Origin of the sequence: Curtobacterium sp. MCLR17_044, assembly GCF_003234435.1 — a bacterium.
GTDB lineage: Bacteria > Actinomycetota > Actinomycetes > Actinomycetales > Microbacteriaceae > Curtobacterium > Curtobacterium flaccumfaciens.
Genome location: NZ_QKTC01000010.1, coordinates 61,510 through 78,704, shown reverse-complemented (window position 1 = coordinate 78,704; position 17,195 = coordinate 61,510). Strand labels below are relative to the sequence as shown.

The 17,195-nt window shown below is 71.0% G+C and carries 15 protein-coding genes and 1 pseudogene; 10 read left to right on the top strand and 6 right to left on the bottom strand.

Annotated features, from left to right (window positions below):
* Position 1: 1 nt before the first annotated feature.
* Positions 2-1,558 (bottom strand): PTS mannitol transporter subunit IICB, encoded by a 1,557-nt coding sequence (locus tag DEJ04_RS08795; protein WP_071406396.1) that lies wholly within the window; start codon positions 1,556-1,558, stop codon positions 2-4.
* Positions 1,559-1,626: 68 nt separating this feature from the next.
* The gene (ptsP, locus tag DEJ04_RS08790) at positions 1,627-3,285 is read right to left on the bottom strand and encodes a phosphoenolpyruvate--protein phosphotransferase (RefSeq protein ID WP_111046832.1); all 1,659 of its coding nucleotides are present in this window, start codon (positions 3,283-3,285) and stop codon (positions 1,627-1,629) included.
* A 251-nt stretch (positions 3,286-3,536) separates the two neighbouring features.
* Between ptsP and DEJ04_RS08785 the strand changes: the two genes are divergently transcribed.
* The gene (locus tag DEJ04_RS08785) at positions 3,537-4,307 is read left to right on the top strand and encodes a DeoR/GlpR family DNA-binding transcription regulator (RefSeq protein WP_027466423.1); all 771 of its coding nucleotides are present in this window, start codon (positions 3,537-3,539) and stop codon (positions 4,305-4,307) included.
* Between the two features lie 69 nt (positions 4,308-4,376).
* Entirely contained in the window at positions 4,377-4,649 is a 273-nt protein-coding gene (locus DEJ04_RS08780; RefSeq protein WP_022905912.1) for an HPr family phosphocarrier protein, read from the top strand.
* A gap of 92 nt (positions 4,650-4,741) precedes the next feature.
* On the opposite strand, the gene DEJ04_RS08775 is transcribed toward DEJ04_RS08780, so the two are convergent.
* Positions 4,742-5,074 (bottom strand): hypothetical protein, encoded by a 333-nt coding sequence (locus DEJ04_RS08775; protein ID WP_111046831.1) that lies wholly within the window; start codon positions 5,072-5,074, stop codon positions 4,742-4,744.
* 52 nt (positions 5,075-5,126) lie between these two features.
* Here DEJ04_RS08775 and DEJ04_RS08770 point away from each other — a divergent pair, with 52 nt between their 5' ends.
* From DEJ04_RS08770 to DEJ04_RS08735, 8 genes and pseudogenes are all read left to right on the top strand, one after another.
* Positions 5,127-5,969 (top strand): exodeoxyribonuclease III, encoded by an 843-nt coding sequence (locus DEJ04_RS08770; RefSeq protein ID WP_071406392.1) that lies wholly within the window; start codon positions 5,127-5,129, stop codon positions 5,967-5,969.
* A gap of 41 nt (positions 5,970-6,010) precedes the next feature.
* Positions 6,011-7,021, top strand: a complete 1,011-nt coding sequence (gene trpS, locus DEJ04_RS08765; protein WP_111046830.1) for a tryptophan--tRNA ligase — start codon at positions 6,011-6,013, stop codon at positions 7,019-7,021.
* Positions 7,022-7,023: 2 nt separating this feature from the next.
* Complete coding sequence (locus tag DEJ04_RS08760; RefSeq protein WP_181437773.1) at positions 7,024-7,578, top strand: GNAT family N-acetyltransferase; 555 nt, start codon at positions 7,024-7,026, stop codon at positions 7,576-7,578.
* Between the two features lie 91 nt (positions 7,579-7,669).
* Positions 7,670-8,761, top strand: coding sequence for a bifunctional diaminohydroxyphosphoribosylaminopyrimidine deaminase/5-amino-6-(5-phosphoribosylamino)uracil reductase RibD (gene ribD, locus DEJ04_RS08755; protein WP_258371340.1), 1,092 nt, complete (start codon positions 7,670-7,672; stop codon positions 8,759-8,761).
* A gap of 29 nt (positions 8,762-8,790) precedes the next feature.
* Positions 8,791-9,420: pseudogene (ribA, locus tag DEJ04_RS08750) on the top strand (GTP cyclohydrolase II); the annotation flags it as partial.
* 219 nt (positions 9,421-9,639) lie between these two features.
* Entirely contained in the window at positions 9,640-11,019 is a 1,380-nt protein-coding gene (locus DEJ04_RS08745) for an MFS transporter (RefSeq protein ID WP_110863353.1), read from the top strand.
* Positions 11,020-11,343: 324 nt separating this feature from the next.
* Positions 11,344-11,559: a hypothetical protein gene (locus tag DEJ04_RS08740; RefSeq protein ID WP_027466417.1), complete on the top strand. Its 216-nt coding sequence runs from the start codon at positions 11,344-11,346 to the stop codon at positions 11,557-11,559.
* Positions 11,560-11,566: 7 nt separating this feature from the next.
* Entirely contained in the window at positions 11,567-13,420 is a 1,854-nt protein-coding gene (locus DEJ04_RS08735) for an ABC transporter ATP-binding protein (RefSeq protein WP_111046827.1), read from the top strand.
* Between the two features lie 94 nt (positions 13,421-13,514).
* Here the strand turns inward: DEJ04_RS08735 and DEJ04_RS08725 are convergent, their stop codons facing one another.
* Genes DEJ04_RS08725 through dacB form a run of 3 tightly spaced genes read right to left on the bottom strand, consistent with a single transcriptional unit; the run spans position 13,515 to position 17,175 of the window.
* The gene (locus DEJ04_RS08725; RefSeq protein ID WP_111046826.1) at positions 13,515-15,023 is read right to left on the bottom strand and encodes an NAD-dependent succinate-semialdehyde dehydrogenase; all 1,509 of its coding nucleotides are present in this window, start codon (positions 15,021-15,023) and stop codon (positions 13,515-13,517) included.
* Complete coding sequence (locus DEJ04_RS08720) at positions 15,020-15,640, bottom strand: isochorismatase family protein (protein WP_071404992.1); 621 nt, start codon at positions 15,638-15,640, stop codon at positions 15,020-15,022. The genes DEJ04_RS08725 and DEJ04_RS08720 overlap by 4 nt, the downstream gene beginning before the upstream one ends.
* A 23-nt stretch (positions 15,641-15,663) precedes the next feature.
* The gene (gene dacB / locus DEJ04_RS08715) at positions 15,664-17,175 is read right to left on the bottom strand and encodes a D-alanyl-D-alanine carboxypeptidase/D-alanyl-D-alanine-endopeptidase (protein WP_111029427.1); all 1,512 of its coding nucleotides are present in this window, start codon (positions 17,173-17,175) and stop codon (positions 15,664-15,666) included.
* Positions 17,176-17,195: the final 20 nt, after the last annotated feature.

Sequence of the window (17,195 nt, the reverse complement as noted above, 5' to 3'; positions counted from 1 at the left end):
GTTACTGGTTCTTCAGCTGCTCGACGACCTGGTCGTACTGCGGAGCGTTCATGAAGTTGCCGACCGACACGTGCTGCGCGTTCGGGTTCTTCTGCTTCGCGCGGTCCGTCAGTTCTTCCTGCGTGATGATCAGGTCCTCGTCACCGGACAGGTTCGCGATCGCCTTGTTGGAGACCGTGACCCCTTCGATGCCCGCCTTCTTGATCTTGTTGCGCAGGACGCTGGCGCCCATCGCACTCGAGCCCATGCCGGCGTCGCAGGCGAAGACCAGGTTCTGGACCTTCGTCGCCGTCGCCGTGCTGGCCGAGCCCACGCCGCCGAGGGAGGCCTCGGCCTCTTCCTCGTTGGCCGGGGAGTTGTTGCCGAGCAGGCCGGCGGTCGCCGAGTTGACGTCGCGGCCCTTGTTGGCCTGGAGCTTCGCCATGGCGGCGCTCATGTCACCGCCACCGTTCGCCAGGTCGCGCTTGCGGCTGGCGAGGAGGAAGAAGGACGAGACCGCGAACGACACCGCGGCGGACAGGATGACCGACAGGATCACGCCGAGGAAGCTGTTGCGCTCCGTGGCACCGAGCACCGCGAAGATCGAGCCGGGCGACGCCGGGGCGACGAGGCCGGACTGGAACGCGACGTTCGTGGCGACACCCGTGGCACCGCCGAGGATGACGGCGATGAACAGGATCGGCTTCTGCAGCACGTACGGGAAGTAGATCTCGTGGATGCCACCGAAGAACTGGATGATGATCGCGCCGGGAGCGGTCGAGCGGGCGATGCCGACACCGAAGAAGGTGAAGGCGAGCAGCAGACCGAGGCCGGGGCCGGGGTTCGCCTCGAGCAGGAACAGGATCGACTTGCCCGACTCGGCGACCTGCGCCGCACCGAGCTGGTCGAGCACACCGTGGTTGATGGCGTTGTTCAGGAAGAACACCTTCGCCGGCTCGATGATGACGCTGGCGAGCGGCAGGAGCGAGTGCTGCACGAGGAAGTCCACCGCGGAGCCGAGGCCCTCGGCGATGAGCTTGAACAGCGGCGCGAGCCAGAAGAACCCGATCATCGCGAGGACGAAGCCCAGGATCCCGGCTGCGTAGTTGTTGACGAGCATCTCGAAGCCGGGCTTGATCTTGCCGTCCCAGATCCGGTCGATCTGCTTGATCAGGTAGGCACCGAGCGGGCCACAGATCATCGCGCCGAGGATCATCGTGGTGCCGGAGGCACCGATGATCACACCCATGGTCATGATCGACCCGACGACGGCACCGCGGGTGTCGTAGATCATCCGGCCGCCCTGGATGGCGATCGCGAGCGGGATCAGGTAGGTCAGGATCGGGCCGACGAGGCCGGGGTTGGCGACGCCGGCCGTCTCACCGAACCCACCGAGGACGCCGACGGGCGTCCACCCGGTCTCGATGAAGAAGGCCGTGATGATGCCCCACGCGATGAAGATCGCGATGTTGGGCATGACCATGCCGGAGAGGAACGTGCCGAACTTCTGAACGGCGACGCGTGCGCCGCCCCGCGACTTCGCGGGTGCGTCGGGCGCTGCAACGGACGACGTTGTCATGTGCGGTGACTTTCTGTGTGGTGGAGCTGCTGCGTGGTGCTGGGAGGGGTGGTGCTGGGGGTGGTGGGTCAGGCGGCGTGCACCGCGGACGCGGCAGCGGACTTCGCGGCCGCCGCCGTGCTCGCGGCGAGTGCCGCCGTCGCCATCTCGCGGGCCTGTTCGAGCGTGTACCGACCGAGTTCGGCGCGCACGTCGGCCAGGGCCGCGGGGGTCATGGAGAGTGTCGTGGCACCGAGACCGACCAGGACGACGGCGAGCAGCGGGTCGGCTGCTGCCTCACCGCAGATCCCGACGGCCTTGCCGGCGGTGGCGCCCGCGGAACCGAGCTGCGCGACGAGGCGCAGGACGGCGGGGTGCCACGGGTCCTGGTAGGACGCGACGGTGCCGAGCATGCGGTCGGCGGCCATCGTGTACTGGGTCAGGTCGTTCGTGCCGATCGACACGAAGTCGGCGTTCTGGAACACCTGCTCGGCCATCAGCGCGAGCGACGGCACCTCGGCCATGACACCCGCGGTGCGGATGCCGAGTTCGCGGGCCAGGGTGACGAAGTACTCGGTCTCCTCGGCGTCGGCGACCATCGGGGCCATGACCCACAGGTCGGCCTCGGTCGCGGCGTCGGCCTGGGCGAGCGCGGTGAGCTGGTCGCGCAGGACCTCGGGGTGGTTCCGCAGTGCACGGAGACCGCGGCGCCCGAGGGCCGGGTTCTCCTCGTCCTTGTCGGTGAGGAACGGCAGGGGCTTGTCGGCGCCGGCGTCGAGCGCGCGCACGACGACCTTCTTGCCGGGGAACGCCGCGAGCAGCTGACGGTACGACTCCGTCTGCTCGTCGACCGTGGGGGCCTTCGGCGAGTCGAGGAAGAGGAACTCGGTGCGGAAGAGCCCCACGCCCTCCGCACCGAGAGCAACGGCGCCGGCGGCGTCGGCGGGGCTGCCGAGGTTCGCGAGCAGGGGCACGACGTGACCGTCGGCGAGGGCACCGGCGGTGAGCGGTGCCGCTGCGGCGGCGAGACGGTCGGCGATGCGGCGCTCGACGTCCGCGACCAGTGCGGCGTCGGGGTCGGTGACGACCGTGCCGGCGATGGCGTCCACGACGACGGACTGACCGTCGGTCAGGTCGTCGGCACCGGTCACGCCGACGATGGCGGTGATGCCCTTGGCGCGGGCGAGGATCGCGGTGTGCGAGGTCGGGCCGCCGTCACGGGTGACGAGCGCCAGGACCTTCTCGAGGTCGAGCAGCGCGGTGTCCGCCGGGGCGAGGTCGCGGGCGACGAGGACGAAGGGGGTGTCCGACTCGGGGACGCCGGGGGCGTGCACGCCGCGGAGCTTGGCGATGATGCGCTGGGCGACGTCGTCGAGGTCGGCCGCGCGCTCCCCCATGTAGCCGCCCATGCCGACGAGCAGGTCGCGGAACTGGGCGAACGCCTCGTACACGGCACGCTCGGCGTTGGTGCCACCGTCGATGCGGGTGTGCACGTCGTCGAGGAGCGTCGGGTCCTGCGCCATGAGCGCCTGGGCCTCGAGCACGGCCTGGGCGTCGCCACCGGCGAGCTGTCCGCGCTTGTTGAGGTCGTCCGCCACGGCGGCCAGTGCGTCGTGCACGGCCTGCTTCGCGTCGTCCGCCGAGCCCACCAGGGCGTCCTTCGACGGTTCGCCGAGCGGGTCAGCCATCCGGAGCACGGGGCCGTGGGCAACGCCACGGCCGACGCCGGTGCCGAGCAGTTCGGACATTCGAGACTCCTTCATCTCACACGCGCTTGCGGTGGGGTGGATCGTTCGGTGCACACGACACGGGAACAGACCACGCCCGTGCGGCTGATCAGCACACTACCCCGCTTCGCGTTGACAAACAAACACATCCGGGGATAAAAATGCAGAAACAGATGCCCGTTTGCGTCTGGCGGATCGAACGCACGGGACGACATCGCGGATGTCGTGCCCGAGCATGTCCGTTCCGTTCCGACCCGAGACGACGAGGTCCGATGTACGCACCAGAACGCCACCAGCGCATCGTCGAGCAGGCGCGCGCGCAGGGCCGGGTGGACGTCAAGGACCTGGCCGAGCTGCTCGCCGTCACGCCCGAGACCATCCGCCGCGACCTGACGAGCCTCGAGCGCCGCGGCCTCGTCCGGCGCGCGCACGGCGGCGCGATCCCCGTCGAGCGCATCACCCTGCACCCCGGCGTCGGGGACCGCGGCGGCATCAACCAGACCGAGAAGATGGTCATCGCCGAGGCCGCCCTGGCGGAACTGCCCGAGAACGGCTCGATCATGATCGACGCCGGCACCTCGACCATCTGCCTGGCCGAGCTGCTGCCGACCGACCGCGGGCTGACCGTCGTCACGCACTCGCTCCCCGTCGCCACCGCCGTCGCGAACCGCCCGGGCATCGACCTGCACCTGCTCGGCGGCAACATCCGCAGCGACTCCCTGGCCGGCGTCGGCACCTGGACGCACCAGCTCATCGGCATGGTCAGCGTCGACGTCGCCTTCATCAGCATCAACGGCATCACGCCGGAGCGCGGCCTGACGACCCACAACATGGCCGAGGCCGCCGTGAAGAGCGCGATGATCAAGTCCGCACGACGGAGCATCCTGCTCGCCGACCACACCAAGTTCGGCCGCGAGGAGTTCGGTCGCGTCGCCCCGCTCGCCGCGATCGACACGATCATCACCGACCCCGCCGTCAACCTCGACCTGGTCCGCGAGGTCGAGGCCGCCGGCACCGAGGTCTTCTGGCCCGGCCGACCCTGACCGTGCCCCGTCCCCGCCCACCCAGTGCTCGCTAGCATGAGCCAACCACCCATCGACAGGAGTACATCGATGTCCGAAGCCACCCGCACCGTGACCGTCGCCAGCGCATCCGGCCTGCACGCTCGCCCCGCATCCCTCTTCGTCCAGACCGTGACGGCGTCGGGGCACCAGGTCACGATCGCCAAGGGCGACAAGTCCGGGAACGCCGGCAGCATCCTCGCCCTGCTCGGGCTCGGCATCGAGAACGGCGACGAGGTCACCCTCACCGTCTCGGGCGACGACGCCGAGACCACCGCCGACAGCCTGGTCGAGTTCCTCAAGACGGACCACGACGCGGCCTGATCGCGCAGGTCGCGTCCTGCACGCGACCACCAGACGGACGGGAGGCCCGTGGCTGCGCAGCCACGGGCCTCCCGTCCGTCGTCCGGTCGCCGCTACGGCGCGATGGGCGGGATCGCGCGCAGCTCGCCCCAGGCGAAGGAGCTCTCGGCGATGAAGTCCTGCAGGTCGTCGGCGAGGTCCTGGAGGAGTCCGGGCAGGTCGTCGACGTCCTCGACGAGGCTCCTCGTCCCCTGGGTCTCGCCCCCGATCTTCCAGACGACGCTCATCGAGCCGTCGATGAGTTCGTCCTCCTCGTGGTCGAGTTCCCAGTCCCCGTGCGGGCTCACCCAGAAGCGGGCGGAGCGGAACTCGTCCGGACGGAGCATCTGCGCTGCCACGGGTCGGAACGCGGCGAGCAGCTCGCCGACGGTCATCACGACGGTCATGGGCAGATCGTACGACCGAGGGCTGTCGGCACCCGCCGATAAGGTGTTCTGCATGACACGCCTGCGCCTCGCATCCGTCAACGTGAACGGCGTCCGCGCCGCCTTCCGCAAGGGCATGGGCGACTGGCTCGCCACCCGCGACGTCGACGTGCTGGCCCTGCAGGAGGTGCGCGCGTCGAGCGACGACCTGGCGGCGCTGCTCGGCGACGAGTGGGACATCGTGCACGACCCGGCGACCGCGAAGGGCCGGGCCGGCGTCGCGATCGCATCCCGACACTCCGCCCAGATCCACCGCGTCGCGCTCGGCCCGGACGACTTCGACTCGGCCGGCCGCTGGCTCGAGGCCGACTACGAGATCGGCGGGACGACCGTCACCGTCGTCTCCACCTACGTGCACTCGGGCGAGGTCGACACCCCGAAGCAGGACGAGAAGTGGAAGTTCCTCGACGCCATGACCGAGCGGCTGCCGGCACTCCGGGCGCACAACCCGCTCGCCGTCGTCGTCGGGGACCTGAACGTCGGGCACGACGAGCGCGACATCAAGAACTGGAAGGGCAACGTCAAGCGAGCCGGCTTCCTGCCGCGCGAGCGCGCCTACTTCTCGCGGTTCTTCGGCGCCGACGGCGAACCGGTCGAGGGCGCCGACGGCTCCACGGGCCCCGGCCTCGGATGGGTCGACGTGGGTCGTGCCCAGGCCGGCGACGTCGACGGCCCGTACACGTGGTGGTCGTGGCGCGGTCAGGCCTTCGACAACGACACCGGCTGGCGCATCGACTACCAGATGGCGACGCCCGACCTGGCCGCCAAGGTCACGGAGTACACGGTCGACCGCGCCGCGGCGTACGACCAGCGATGGTCCGACCACGCCCCCGTGGTCGTCGACTACGAACTCTGACCCCTCTTCTCTCGCTTCACCTGACGCACCGGAGCACCACCATGACCAAGACCCGCATCTTCTCGGGCATCCAGCCGTCCGCCGGATCGCTGCACCTCGGCAACTACGTCGGGGCGCTCATGCAGTGGAGGACCCTGCTCGACGACTACGAGGCCATCTACTGCGTCGTCGACATGCACGCCATCACCTCGCCGCAGGACCCGGCCGAGCTCCGCGCGAACACCCGGGCCACCGCTGCGCAGTACATCGCGTCGGGCATCGACCCGTCCAAGGCGACGCTGTTCGTGCAGTCGCACGTGCCCGCCCACGCCGAGCTCGCCTGGGTGCTGAACACCCTGACCGGCTTCGGCGAGGCGAGCCGGATGACCCAGTTCAAGGACAAGTCGGCACGCCAGGGCGCCGAGGCCGCGTCGGTCGGGCTCTTCACCTACCCGATCCTGATGGCCGCGGACATCCTGCTCTACGACACCAGGGTCGTGCCGGTCGGGGACGACCAGCGACAGCACGTCGAGCTCACGCGCGACCTGGCCGGGCGCTTCAACTCGCGGTTCGGTGACACCTTCGTCACGCCCGAGGCACGGATCCTGACCGAGACCGCGCGCATCTACGACCTGCAGGACCCGACCAGCAAGATGAGCAAGTCCGCAGCGTCGGACAACGGCCTCATCCGCCTGCTCGACGACCCGAAGCGCACCGCGAAGAAGATCAAGTCGGCCGTCACCGACGCCGAGCGGGAGATCCGGGCCGACCGCCAGACGAAGCCCGGTGTGACGAACCTGCTGTCGATCCTGTCGGCGTTCACCGGCACCTCGATCACTGCGCTCGAGGAGTCGTTCGCCGGCAAGGGCTACGGCGACCTGAAGGGCGAGGTCGCCGACGCCGTCGTGGCCGAGCTCGAACCGGTCCGCGCCCGCACCCTCGAACTGCTCGACGACCCGGCGGAGCTCGACCGGCTGCTCGCCGTCGGCGCCGACCGCGCCGAGTCGATCGCGCAGGAGACCCTGGCCCGCGTCTACGACCGCATCGGCTTCGTCCCGCGGTCGCGCGGCTGACCGTGCAGCCCGTCACGCTCGAGTCGGCGCGGGTCCGGCTCGACCTGCCCACCCGCGCCGACACCGCGGCGATCACCGAGGCCTGCCAGGACCCGGAGATCGTCCGGTGGACGACGGTGCCGACGCCGTACCGCGAGCAGGACGCACGGACCTTCGTCGACGCCCTGGTCGGACCGGGGTGGGCCTCGGACCGCGAGTACACGTGGGCGATCCGACCGGCCGGGTCGACGTGGCTCGCGGGCATCATCAGCTACCGCACCGCCCGTCGTGACCTCGGGTTCTGGCTCGCACCCTCCGCGCGCGGTGCCGGACTCATGCACGACGCCGTCCGGCTCGTCGTCGACTGGGCGTTCGAGCAGGGCGCGCCGGACGTCTACTGGGAGTGCTACGAGGGCAACGCAGCGTCGGCAGCGGTCGCCCGTGCGGCCGGGTTCTCGTTCACGGGCCTCGGCGCAGCACGGGTGCCGGACCGGGACGGCGGCCCGACCGCGGCGTGGACCGCACTGCGACGCGCCGATGGCACTCCCGCCTCCGAGCTCCCCTGGCCCGTCGCCTGAACGCGCTCACATCAGTGGTGACGTGTCACCCAACCGCCGCCGGTAGGCTCGGCCCGTGAGCGACACGGCACGACCCACCGAGGTCCGGGCGATGCGCCGCGGGCTCGAACTCGCGGCCCTCGGGCCCGTCGTCGGCGACCACGCCCGCGTCGGCGCCGTGATCCTCTCCCCCACCGGCGAGGTCCTCGCCGAGGGGTGGCACAAGGGCGCCGGCACCCCGCACGCCGAGGTCGACGCGATGGCCAAGGTCGATCCGGCACTGCTGCGCGGCGCGACGGCGGTCGTCACCCTCGAACCCTGCAACCACGTCGGCCGCACGGGGCCGTGCGCCGTGGCCCTGCTCGACGCCGGGATCGCCCGGGTCGTGTACGCGATCGACGACCCCGGAGCCGACGTGCACGGCGGCGCCGACCGTCTCCGTGCCGCCGGGGTCCAGGTCGTCTCCGGCGTCCTGGCCGACCAGGCCGAGGCGTTCCTCGAACGCTGGCTGCTCTCGGTCCGTCTCGGCCGACCGTGGGTCACCGTGAAGTGGGCGTCCAGTCTGGACGGGCGCGCCGCCGCTGCCGACGGCACGAGCAAGTGGATCACCGGCGCCGCCGCACGCCAGCACGTCCACGAACAGCGCGCAGCCCACGACGCGATCCTCGTCGGCACCGGCACCGTCCTGGCCGACGACCCGAGCCTGACCGCGCGCGGGGACGCCGGCGAACTGCTCGCCGACCAGCCGCTCGCCGTGGTGCTCGGCGACCGCCCGGTGCCGGCCGACGCCGCGGTCCGTCGGCACCCGCGGGGGCTCGTCACCCTGCCCGGACACGACCTGGCCACCTCGCTCGGTGCACTGCGCGGGCACGGGGTGCACTCGGTGTTCGTCGAGGGTGGTCCCACGGTCGCCTCGGCGCTCATCGCCGCCGGACTCGTCGACGAGTACCTGGTGTACATCGCCCCGGTGCTGCTCGGCGGACCCCGGGTCGCCCTCGACGACCTGGGCGTGGGAAGCATCTCCGACCGTCGGCGGTTGGACGTACTATCGACCACCAGCCTCGGCCCCGACCTGCTGGTCCGAGCCCGACCGCACCGTCCGCAGCACGAGAACCAGCACCAGCACCAGCACGACCGCCAGCAGCAGCACGCGACACCCGGGCTCGGGAACGACGGGCCCACGAACGACCGGAGCACCCCATGACCGATGCGCTGACCTCCCCCACGCCGGGGAGCCCGGTCAAGTTCGAGGTGTCGACGAACGTGCCGACCACCCACGGCACCTTCCAGATGCGCGCCTACCGCGACCTCGTGACGAGCGCGGAGCACGTCGCGATCATCGGCACCCTGCCGGACGGCTCGATGCCCACCGACGGCGCGCTCGTCCGGGTGCACTCCGAGTGCCTGACCGGTGAGGCCTTCGGCTCGCTCAAGTGCGAGTGCGGTCCCCAGCTCGACGCTGCGCTCGACACGATCGCGGCCGAGGGCGGCGTGGTCATCTACCTGCGCGGGCAGGAGGGCCGTGGCATCGGCCTCATCAACAAGCTCAAGGCCTACCGCCTGCAAGAGGACGGTCTCGACACCCTCGACGCCAACCTCGCGCTCGGCCTGCCCGCCGACTCCCGTGCCTACGGCGGCGCCGCGGGCATCCTCGCCGACCTCGGCATCACCCGCGTCCGGCTGCTGTCGAACAACCCGGAGAAGCGCCGCCAGCTCGAGGAGCACGGCATCACCGTCGACTCCCTCGTGCCGCTCGTCGTCGGCATCTCGGCGCAGAACGCCGGGTACCTCGACACGAAGCGCGACCGGATGGGCCACCAGCTGCCCGAGCACCTCGAAGCGGGTGCCGGCGCGGGCGCCTGAGCGCGCAGGCGGCCGACGCTTCCGCCAGCTGACTCTGGGCTGATTCGCAGGCAGACGACATCTGTCGTATGATCGGGCTTCCGTCACAAGCGGTCCCCCCTTCAGCCGAACGCACCCGATCGGTGCCCGCGCCACCCCGCGCGAACCGATCGGTGTCCGCCGTTTCGGATCCTCGTGCTCCCCGTCGGGAGCACGCAGCACGGAAGACCCCGCACTGTCATGACCGCCGCCCCGGCACCCGCAACGCCCACCTCCGCTCCGGCACCCGCCGGCAACCCGCGCTCCCGCGTCGTCATCGCGAGCCTCGTCGGCACGTCGATCGAGTTCTACGACTTCTACGTCTACGCGACCGCCGCGGTGCTCGTCTTCCCGACGCTGTTCTTCCCGAACGAGGACCCGACGGCCTCGCAGCTGTCGTCCTTCGTCACCTTCGCCCTGGCGTTCTTCGCCCGGCCGGTCGGGTCGATCATCTTCGGGCACTTCGGTGACCGGATCGGCCGCAAGACCACCCTCGTCGCGTCGCTGCTCGTGATGGGCACCGCCACGTTCCTGATCGGCTGCCTGCCGACGTTCGACACCATCGGGGTCTGGGCCCCGGTCCTGCTCGCCGTGATGCGCTTCGCCCAGGGCGTCGGGCTCGGCGGCGAGTGGTCCGGTGCGGCCCTGCTCGCGACCGAGAACGCACCGAAGGGCAAGCGCGGCGTGTTCGGCTCGATGCCGCAGCTCGGTGCCCCGATCGGCTTCCTGCTCGCGAACGGCCTGTTCATCGCGATCAACGCAGCGATGCCCGCCGGTGCCGACGGCACCCCGAACGCCGACTTCCAGGCCTGGGGCTGGCGCATCCCGTTCCTGCTCTCCGCCGTGCTCGTCATCATCGGTCTGTACGTGCGCTTCAAGCTCGTCGAGTCGCCGGTGTTCCGGGGCGTGCAGGAATCCGGCACGGTCGCGAAGGTCCCGCTCGGCCGCGTGTTCCGCACCTCGTGGCGGGCCGTCATCGTCGGCACGTTCGGCATGGTCGCCACGTACGTGCTCTTCTACTTCATGACGACGTTCACCCTGTCGTACGGCACGACCGGCTCCGAGGCGAGCGCACTCGTCCCGAAGGTCGGCCTCGGGTACACCCGTGGCGAGTTCCTGACCCTGCTCATGATCGGCGTCGTGTTCTTCGGCATCTTCACCCCGATCGCAGGGCTGCTCGCCGACAAGTTCGGCCGCCGCAAGACCCTCATCCCGACCACGATCGGCATCGCGCTGTTCGGCCTGACGTTCCAGTTCTGGTTCGCGGCGTCGAGCGGCCCGATCACCGTGGTGACGTTCCTCATCGTCGGGCTCTCGCTGATGGGGCTGACCTTCGGTCCGATGGGTGCGCTGCTGCCCGAGCTGTTCCCGACGAACGTCCGGTACACCGGCTCGGCCATCGCGTACAACGTCGCGTCGATCCTCGGTGCGTCGCTCGCCCCGACCATTGCACTGGCGCTCTGGAAGCCGGACGGCGACATCTTCCTGGTCGGCCTGTACCTGACGATCGCCGCGGTCGTGACGCTGGTCGCGCTGCTCTTCGTGCGCGAGACGAAGTCGAAGGACATCGCCGACGCCTGATCGGCGACGCATCCGCCGGACGGGCGCACCCCGCTCAGCAGCGACGCGAAGCGTTGCGCGGGGTGCGCCGACCGAGCCTGCGAGGGAGGGGTGCCAGCTGGCACCGGGCCTCCCGTCCGTCGTGTGCGCGCCTCGCCCCCCGCGCAACACGCCGTCGTGTCAGCGGGACGCCGCATGCCCGCCGAGACGCCGCCGGATTCGGCGGCGTCTCGCGCGCGTGGCGGCGTCGAACGAAGACGCCGGCGTCTGCGACCCCACTGCCCGGTGCGAGTCGCCGTCAACGCAGGTTGACGGATGTCGGTGCGTCAATGTAGGTTGACAGACATGGACCGACCGACCATCACGAGCCTCGCGGCCGGAGCATCAGGGGACGACCCGTTCTCCGCCCTCGCCAACGTGCGGGAGCTGCGCCGTGAGCTCGACCGGACCGAAGAGCTCGCTGCGCGACGTGCCCGCACCGCCGGCGCCTCGTGGCAGGAGATCGCGACGCTGCTCGGTGTCAGCCGACAGGCAGTGCACAAGAAGTACGGCAGAAACTAGGAACACGATGAGCTTCCCCTTCGCACGCCCGAAGACCTCCGACGGCCCCCGCGCCACGTTCGGTCGCCTGCTGTCCTACCTGTTCGAGAACAAGCCCGCGATGGTCGTGATCATCGTGCTGAGCGTCCTCGGGGCAGGGGCCTCGCTCGCGCAGCCGCTCCTGGTCAACCAGGTCATCACCGCGGTGCAGCAGGGCAACACCCTCAGCACGCTCGTGTGGCTGCTGGTCGGACTCGTCATCGTCGCGGGGGTGCTGAACGGCGTCCAGCACTTCCTGCTGCAGCGTGCGGGCGAGGGCGTCGTGCTCTCCACCCGCCGCAAGCTCATCACCCGCATCCTCAACCTGCCGATCTCGGAGTTCGACACGCGGCGCACCGGTGACCTGGTGTCCCGCGTCGGCAGCGACACCACGCTCCTGCGGGCCGTCCTGACCCAGGGGCTGATCGAGTCGATCGGCGGCGCGCTCACGTTCATCGGCGCCATCGTCGCGATGGCCATCATCGACCCGCTGCTGCTCGGCATCGTGATCGTGATCGTCCTGATCGCGATCGTCGTCGTCGGCGGGCTGAGCCGTCGCATCCGGGTCGCCTCGAAGCGTGCGCAGGAGAAGGTCGGCGACCTCACCGCCGCCGTCGAACGCGGCATCGGTGCGGTCCGCACGATCCGTGCGGCCGGCGCCACCGAACGCGAGGTGCGCGAGGTCGACGGCCACGCGACCGAGGCCTACAAGCGCGGCCTCGACATCGCCAAGATGTCCGCCTTCGTCGTCCCCGTCGCGAGCATCGTCATGCAGGTCGCGTTCATCGCCGTCCTGGGCGTCGGCGGGGCACAGGTCGCAGCCGGCACCATCACCATCGCGACGCTCATCACGTTCATCCTGCTGCTCTTCATGATGATCATGCCGCTCGGCCAGGCGATGGGCGCGGCCGTCGCCGTCGCCCAGGCGCTCGGCGCGCTCGGCCGGATCGAGGAGATCCTGCACCTGCCGACCGAGTCCCAGGACGACGAGTCGGTCCGGCCCGCCGCAGCGGTCGCCACCGACGACGCCATCGCGTTCGAGCACGTCTCGTTCGGGTACCGCGCCCAGGCGGACGCCTCGGGTGCCGACGGCGCGGTCGCGTCCGACCCCGCGGACCGTCCAGGAGGCCCGGATCGCGTCGACGACGAGCGCCCGGCCGACGACGTGGTGCTCCACGACGTGTCGTTCCGGGTGCCCCGCGGCTCACGCGTCGCACTCGTGGGCCCGTCCGGTGCCGGCAAGTCGACGACCCTGGCGCTGATCGAGCGGTTCTACGATCCCACCGCCGGCGTCATCCGCCTGGGTGGCATCGATGTGCGCGGCATGGACCGCGACGAGCTCCGGGCCCAGATCGGCTACGTCGAGCAGGATGCCCCCGTGCTCGCCGGCACGATCCGCGCCAACCTGCTGCTCGGGTCGCCGAGCGCCACTGAGGACGACTGCGTCCGGGTGCTCGAGGCGGTCAACCTCGGCGAGGTCCTGCACCGCGATCCCCGCGGTCTCGACGCGCAGGTCGGTGAGGACGGCGTGATGCTCTCCGGTGGCGAACGACAGCGCCTGGCCATCGCCCGCGCGCTGCTCGCCGCTCCCCCGATCCTGCTGCTCGACGAGTCGACGTCGTCACTCGACGGGGTCAACGAGCAGAAGATGCGGCTCGCGATCGACGCCGTCGCCGAGGACCGCACCCTGCTCGTGATCGCCCACCGGTTGTCGACGGTGGTCGACTCCGACGTGATCGTCGTGCTCGAGCACGGCCGCGTCGTCGGCAGCGGCACGCACTCGGAGCTCGTGGAGTCGACACCGCTCTACCGCGACCTGGCGAAGCACCAGCTGCTGGTGTGAGTGCCGGGACGGCCGCGTGCACCGCGGCCGTCCCGGCGATCCGGGCTCGGGCTCTGGCTCAGGCTCAGGCTCAGGCTCAGGCTCGGGCTCTGGCTCAGGCGGCGAAGGGGTCCGGGGTCAGCACGTAGACGGTCTCGAGGTACTCCTCGATGCCCTCGTGCGACCCCTCGCGGCCCAGGCCCGAGGACTTCACGCCGCCGAACGGGAACGCCGCGTTCGAGACGACGCCCGTGTTCAGCCCGAGCATCCCCGTCTCCAGGCGCTCGGCGAGCCGCTGACCGCGCCGGAAGTCGGTCGTGAAGGCGTAGGCGATGAGCCCGTACTCGGTGTCGTTCGCGAGCCGGATCCCCTCGTCCTCGGTGCTGAAGCGCGTGACCGAGGCGACCGGTCCGAAGATCTCCGTCGTCATGATCTCCGAGCCGGGTTGCACGTCGTCGATCACCGTCGCCTCGTAGAACGTGCCCGCGCGTTCGATCCGGTGTCCGCCGGTGACGAGCCGGGCGCCGCGGCCGAGTGCGTCGTCGACGAGCGAGGCGGCCTTGTCCACGGCCCGGTCGTCGATGAGCGGTCCGAGCGTCGTGCCGTCCTCGGTGCCCCGGCCGACGCGCAGGGCGTCCACCTTCGCGGTGAGGGCCGCGACGAACGCGTCGGCGATGCCGTCCTGCACGAAGAACCGGTTCGCGGCGGTGCAGGCCTCGCCCGTGTTGCGGAACTTCGCGAGCATCGCCGCGTCCACCGCCTCGTCGAGATCGGCGTCGTCGAACACGAGCAGCGGAGCGTTGCCGCCGAGCTCCATGCTCGTCTTGAGCACGTTGTCCGCCGCCTGCTTGAGCAACGCCGAACCGACCGGGGTCGAACCGGTGAAGGTCAGCTTCCGCAGGCGCGGGTCGGCGATGATCGGCTCGGACAGTCCCTTGGCGTCACTCGACGGGATCACGTTGAGCACGCCGTCCGGCAGCCCGGCACGGCGGAACAGCTCGACCAGGAACAGGGTCGTCAGCGGGGTGAGGTCGGCCGGCTTCGCGACCACCGTGCAGCCGGCGGCCAGGGCCGGGCCGATCTTCCGCGTCGCCATGGCGAGCGGGAAGTTCCACGGGGTGATCGCGTACACGGGGCCGACCGGACGCTTCAGCACGATCGCGCGGCCGGTGCCCTCGGGGTTCGTGCGGTAGTCGCCGGTGATGCGGACGGCTTCCTCCGAGAACCACCGCAGGAACTCGCCGCCGTAGACGACCTCACCGCGGGCCTCGGCCAAGGGCTTGCCCATCTCGAGCGACATCAGGGCCGCGAGGTCGTCGGCGTGCTCGTGCACCAGGTCGAAGGCCCGGCGCAGGATGTCCGAGCGCGTGCGCGGGGCCGTCGCCGCCCACGACTCCTGCGCCGCGGCGGCTGCGTCGAGGGCCGCGAGGCCGTCCTCGGGGGTGGCGTCGGCGACCTCGGCCAGGACGGCACCGGTCGACGGGTCGTGCACGGCGAAGGTGGACCCACTCGACGAGGCGCGCCAGGTGCCGCCGATGAAGAGTCCGGTGGGGACGTTCTCGACGCGGACGTGCTCGTCGGCGACGGTGGTGGTGGTGGTTTCGTTCGTGGTGGTGTCGGTCACAGTCGTGCTCCTCCTGGGTTCGCGAGGCCCTCGTCCATGTCGCTGCGGTCGACGTGTCCGCCGGCCGCCCGGATCTCGTCGAGCGCCCGGGCGCTGCGCTCGACGTCGACGCCGGCCACCAGGTCCTCGTACACGGCGACGTCGAGGCCCGCGGCACGGGCGTCGAGCGCCGAGGCACGGACGCAGTGGTCGGTGGCGATGCCGACGACGTCGATCGTGTGCACGCGGCGCTCGGCGAGCACCTCGGCCAGCGGGACGCCCGCCTCGGTCCGGGCCTGGAACGCCGAGTAGTCCGGCGTGCCCTGCCCCTTGCGGACGTCGACGTCGATCAGTGCGGTGTCGAGATCGGGGTGGTAATCGGCGCCGGGCGTGCCGGCGACGCAGTGCACCGGCCACGTGTCGACGAAGTCGGGTCCGTCGGGTCCGGCGAAGTGTCCGCCGTTGTCGTCGTCGCCGTGGTGCCAGTCGCGGGACGCCACGATCAGGTCGTACTCGTCCCCGTGCCGACCGAGGAACGCGGTGATGCGCTTCGCGAGCGCCGCTCCCCCGGTGACCGCGAGCGCACCGCCCTCGGTGAAGTCGTTCTGGACGTCCACGACGAGCAGTGCTCTTGCCATGGGTCCATCCAACACCCGTCGGCTCAGGAGCCGGTGAGCTTGCTCCCGCACGAGTAGGTCGCGGCGGTCACCGCGTCGAGTGCCGGCAGTGCCGCTGCACGCGGTGATCCGATGGCGTAGAAGGCGAAGGTCAGCCGCGACCCGTCGGCGGCGTCGATGTAGCCGCCGAGGGTGTTGGCGCTGTCGATCCAGCCCGTCTTCGCGTGCACCTTGCCGCGGGCGACCGCGTTCGCGCCGGTGAACCGGCTGGCCAGGGTGCCGGACTGGCCGGACACCGGCAGGGCGTTCGCGAGCGTGCCGAGGCCCTTCGCGCCGGAGGCGACCTGCACCATGAGGTGTGCGACGAACTCCGGCGACACGGCGTTCGAGGCGCTCTCGCCCGAGCCGTCCTTGATCACGATGCCGGCCGGGTCGAGGCCGTAGGAGCGCAGTGCCGACTGGTACACGGACGACAGCGACGCCGCCGAGCCGTTCGAGCCGGACTCCTTCGAGGACACCCGGGCGAGCATCTCGGCCAGGGTGTTGTCCGAGTTCGGGATCATCTGCCCGATGAGCGTCGACACCGGCTGCGACGACACCGTGGCGATCGTCTCGGTGCCGGTGGTCGCCCGCTTGACGATCTGCGCGGACCCGGCGCCAGCGACACCAGCGTTCGCCAGTGCCGTCCGGAAGGCGATGCCGGCGCGTCCGACCGGGTCCTCCGACCGGGGCGAGGTCGCCGCTGCGGGGTTCGCCCGGTCACCGTCGACCATGAGCGCCGTGACCTTCGGCTGGTACCCGATGGTGCGTTCGGACACCGGCCACGTGGGGTCCCAGGCGTCGGCGTCGCTCCAGTAGGAGTCGTCGGTGACGATCGTCGTGACCGGGGTGTCGCCGACCTTCGCCTTCACCTGCTGCGCGAGCTGCGCGAGGGTCGGGGCGCCCGGGTACACGGTGCCGCCGCCGGCGGACAGCGTCGCGTCGCCGTGGCCGACCAGGGCGACGGTGTTCGCGGACTCCCGTGCGACGGTCGTCGGGATGCGGTGGTCGCCCCCGAGCACCGAGAGCGCGGTCGCCGAGGTCAGGGTCTTCATCACGCTGCCGGTCTGGGCGGCTCGCTCGCCGTGCTTGGAGAACAGGACCTTGCCCGTCTTCGCGTCCATCACGTACCCCTCGAAGTCGCCGAGGCCGCTCGCCGACGCAGCCGTCGCGATCGAGCAGGTCCGGAGGGCAGACGGACCGGCGAGGTCGTCCGGCACCGCGCGGGCATCGGCGGTCGGGGTGGGAGACGGCTTCGTGGTCGGGCGCTTCGTGGTGGTCGTCCGGTCCGGAGCCGAGGACGCGGTCCGGGTCGGGCTCGGCGCCGCAGCGGTCCGGGAGTCCGGGGTCGTGGCCGCCGCGACGGCGACGGCCCCACCGGAACCGACCACGAGCAGCGCCGCGAGACCACCGGCGATCCACGGGACCGGGCGTCGCGCGGCGGAGGCGCGCACTGCGGTGACGGCGGCGTGGAACCGCTCCGGGACGGAACGCGGGGTGGGCTGCTGCTCGGACATCGCGACCGATCCTACGGAAC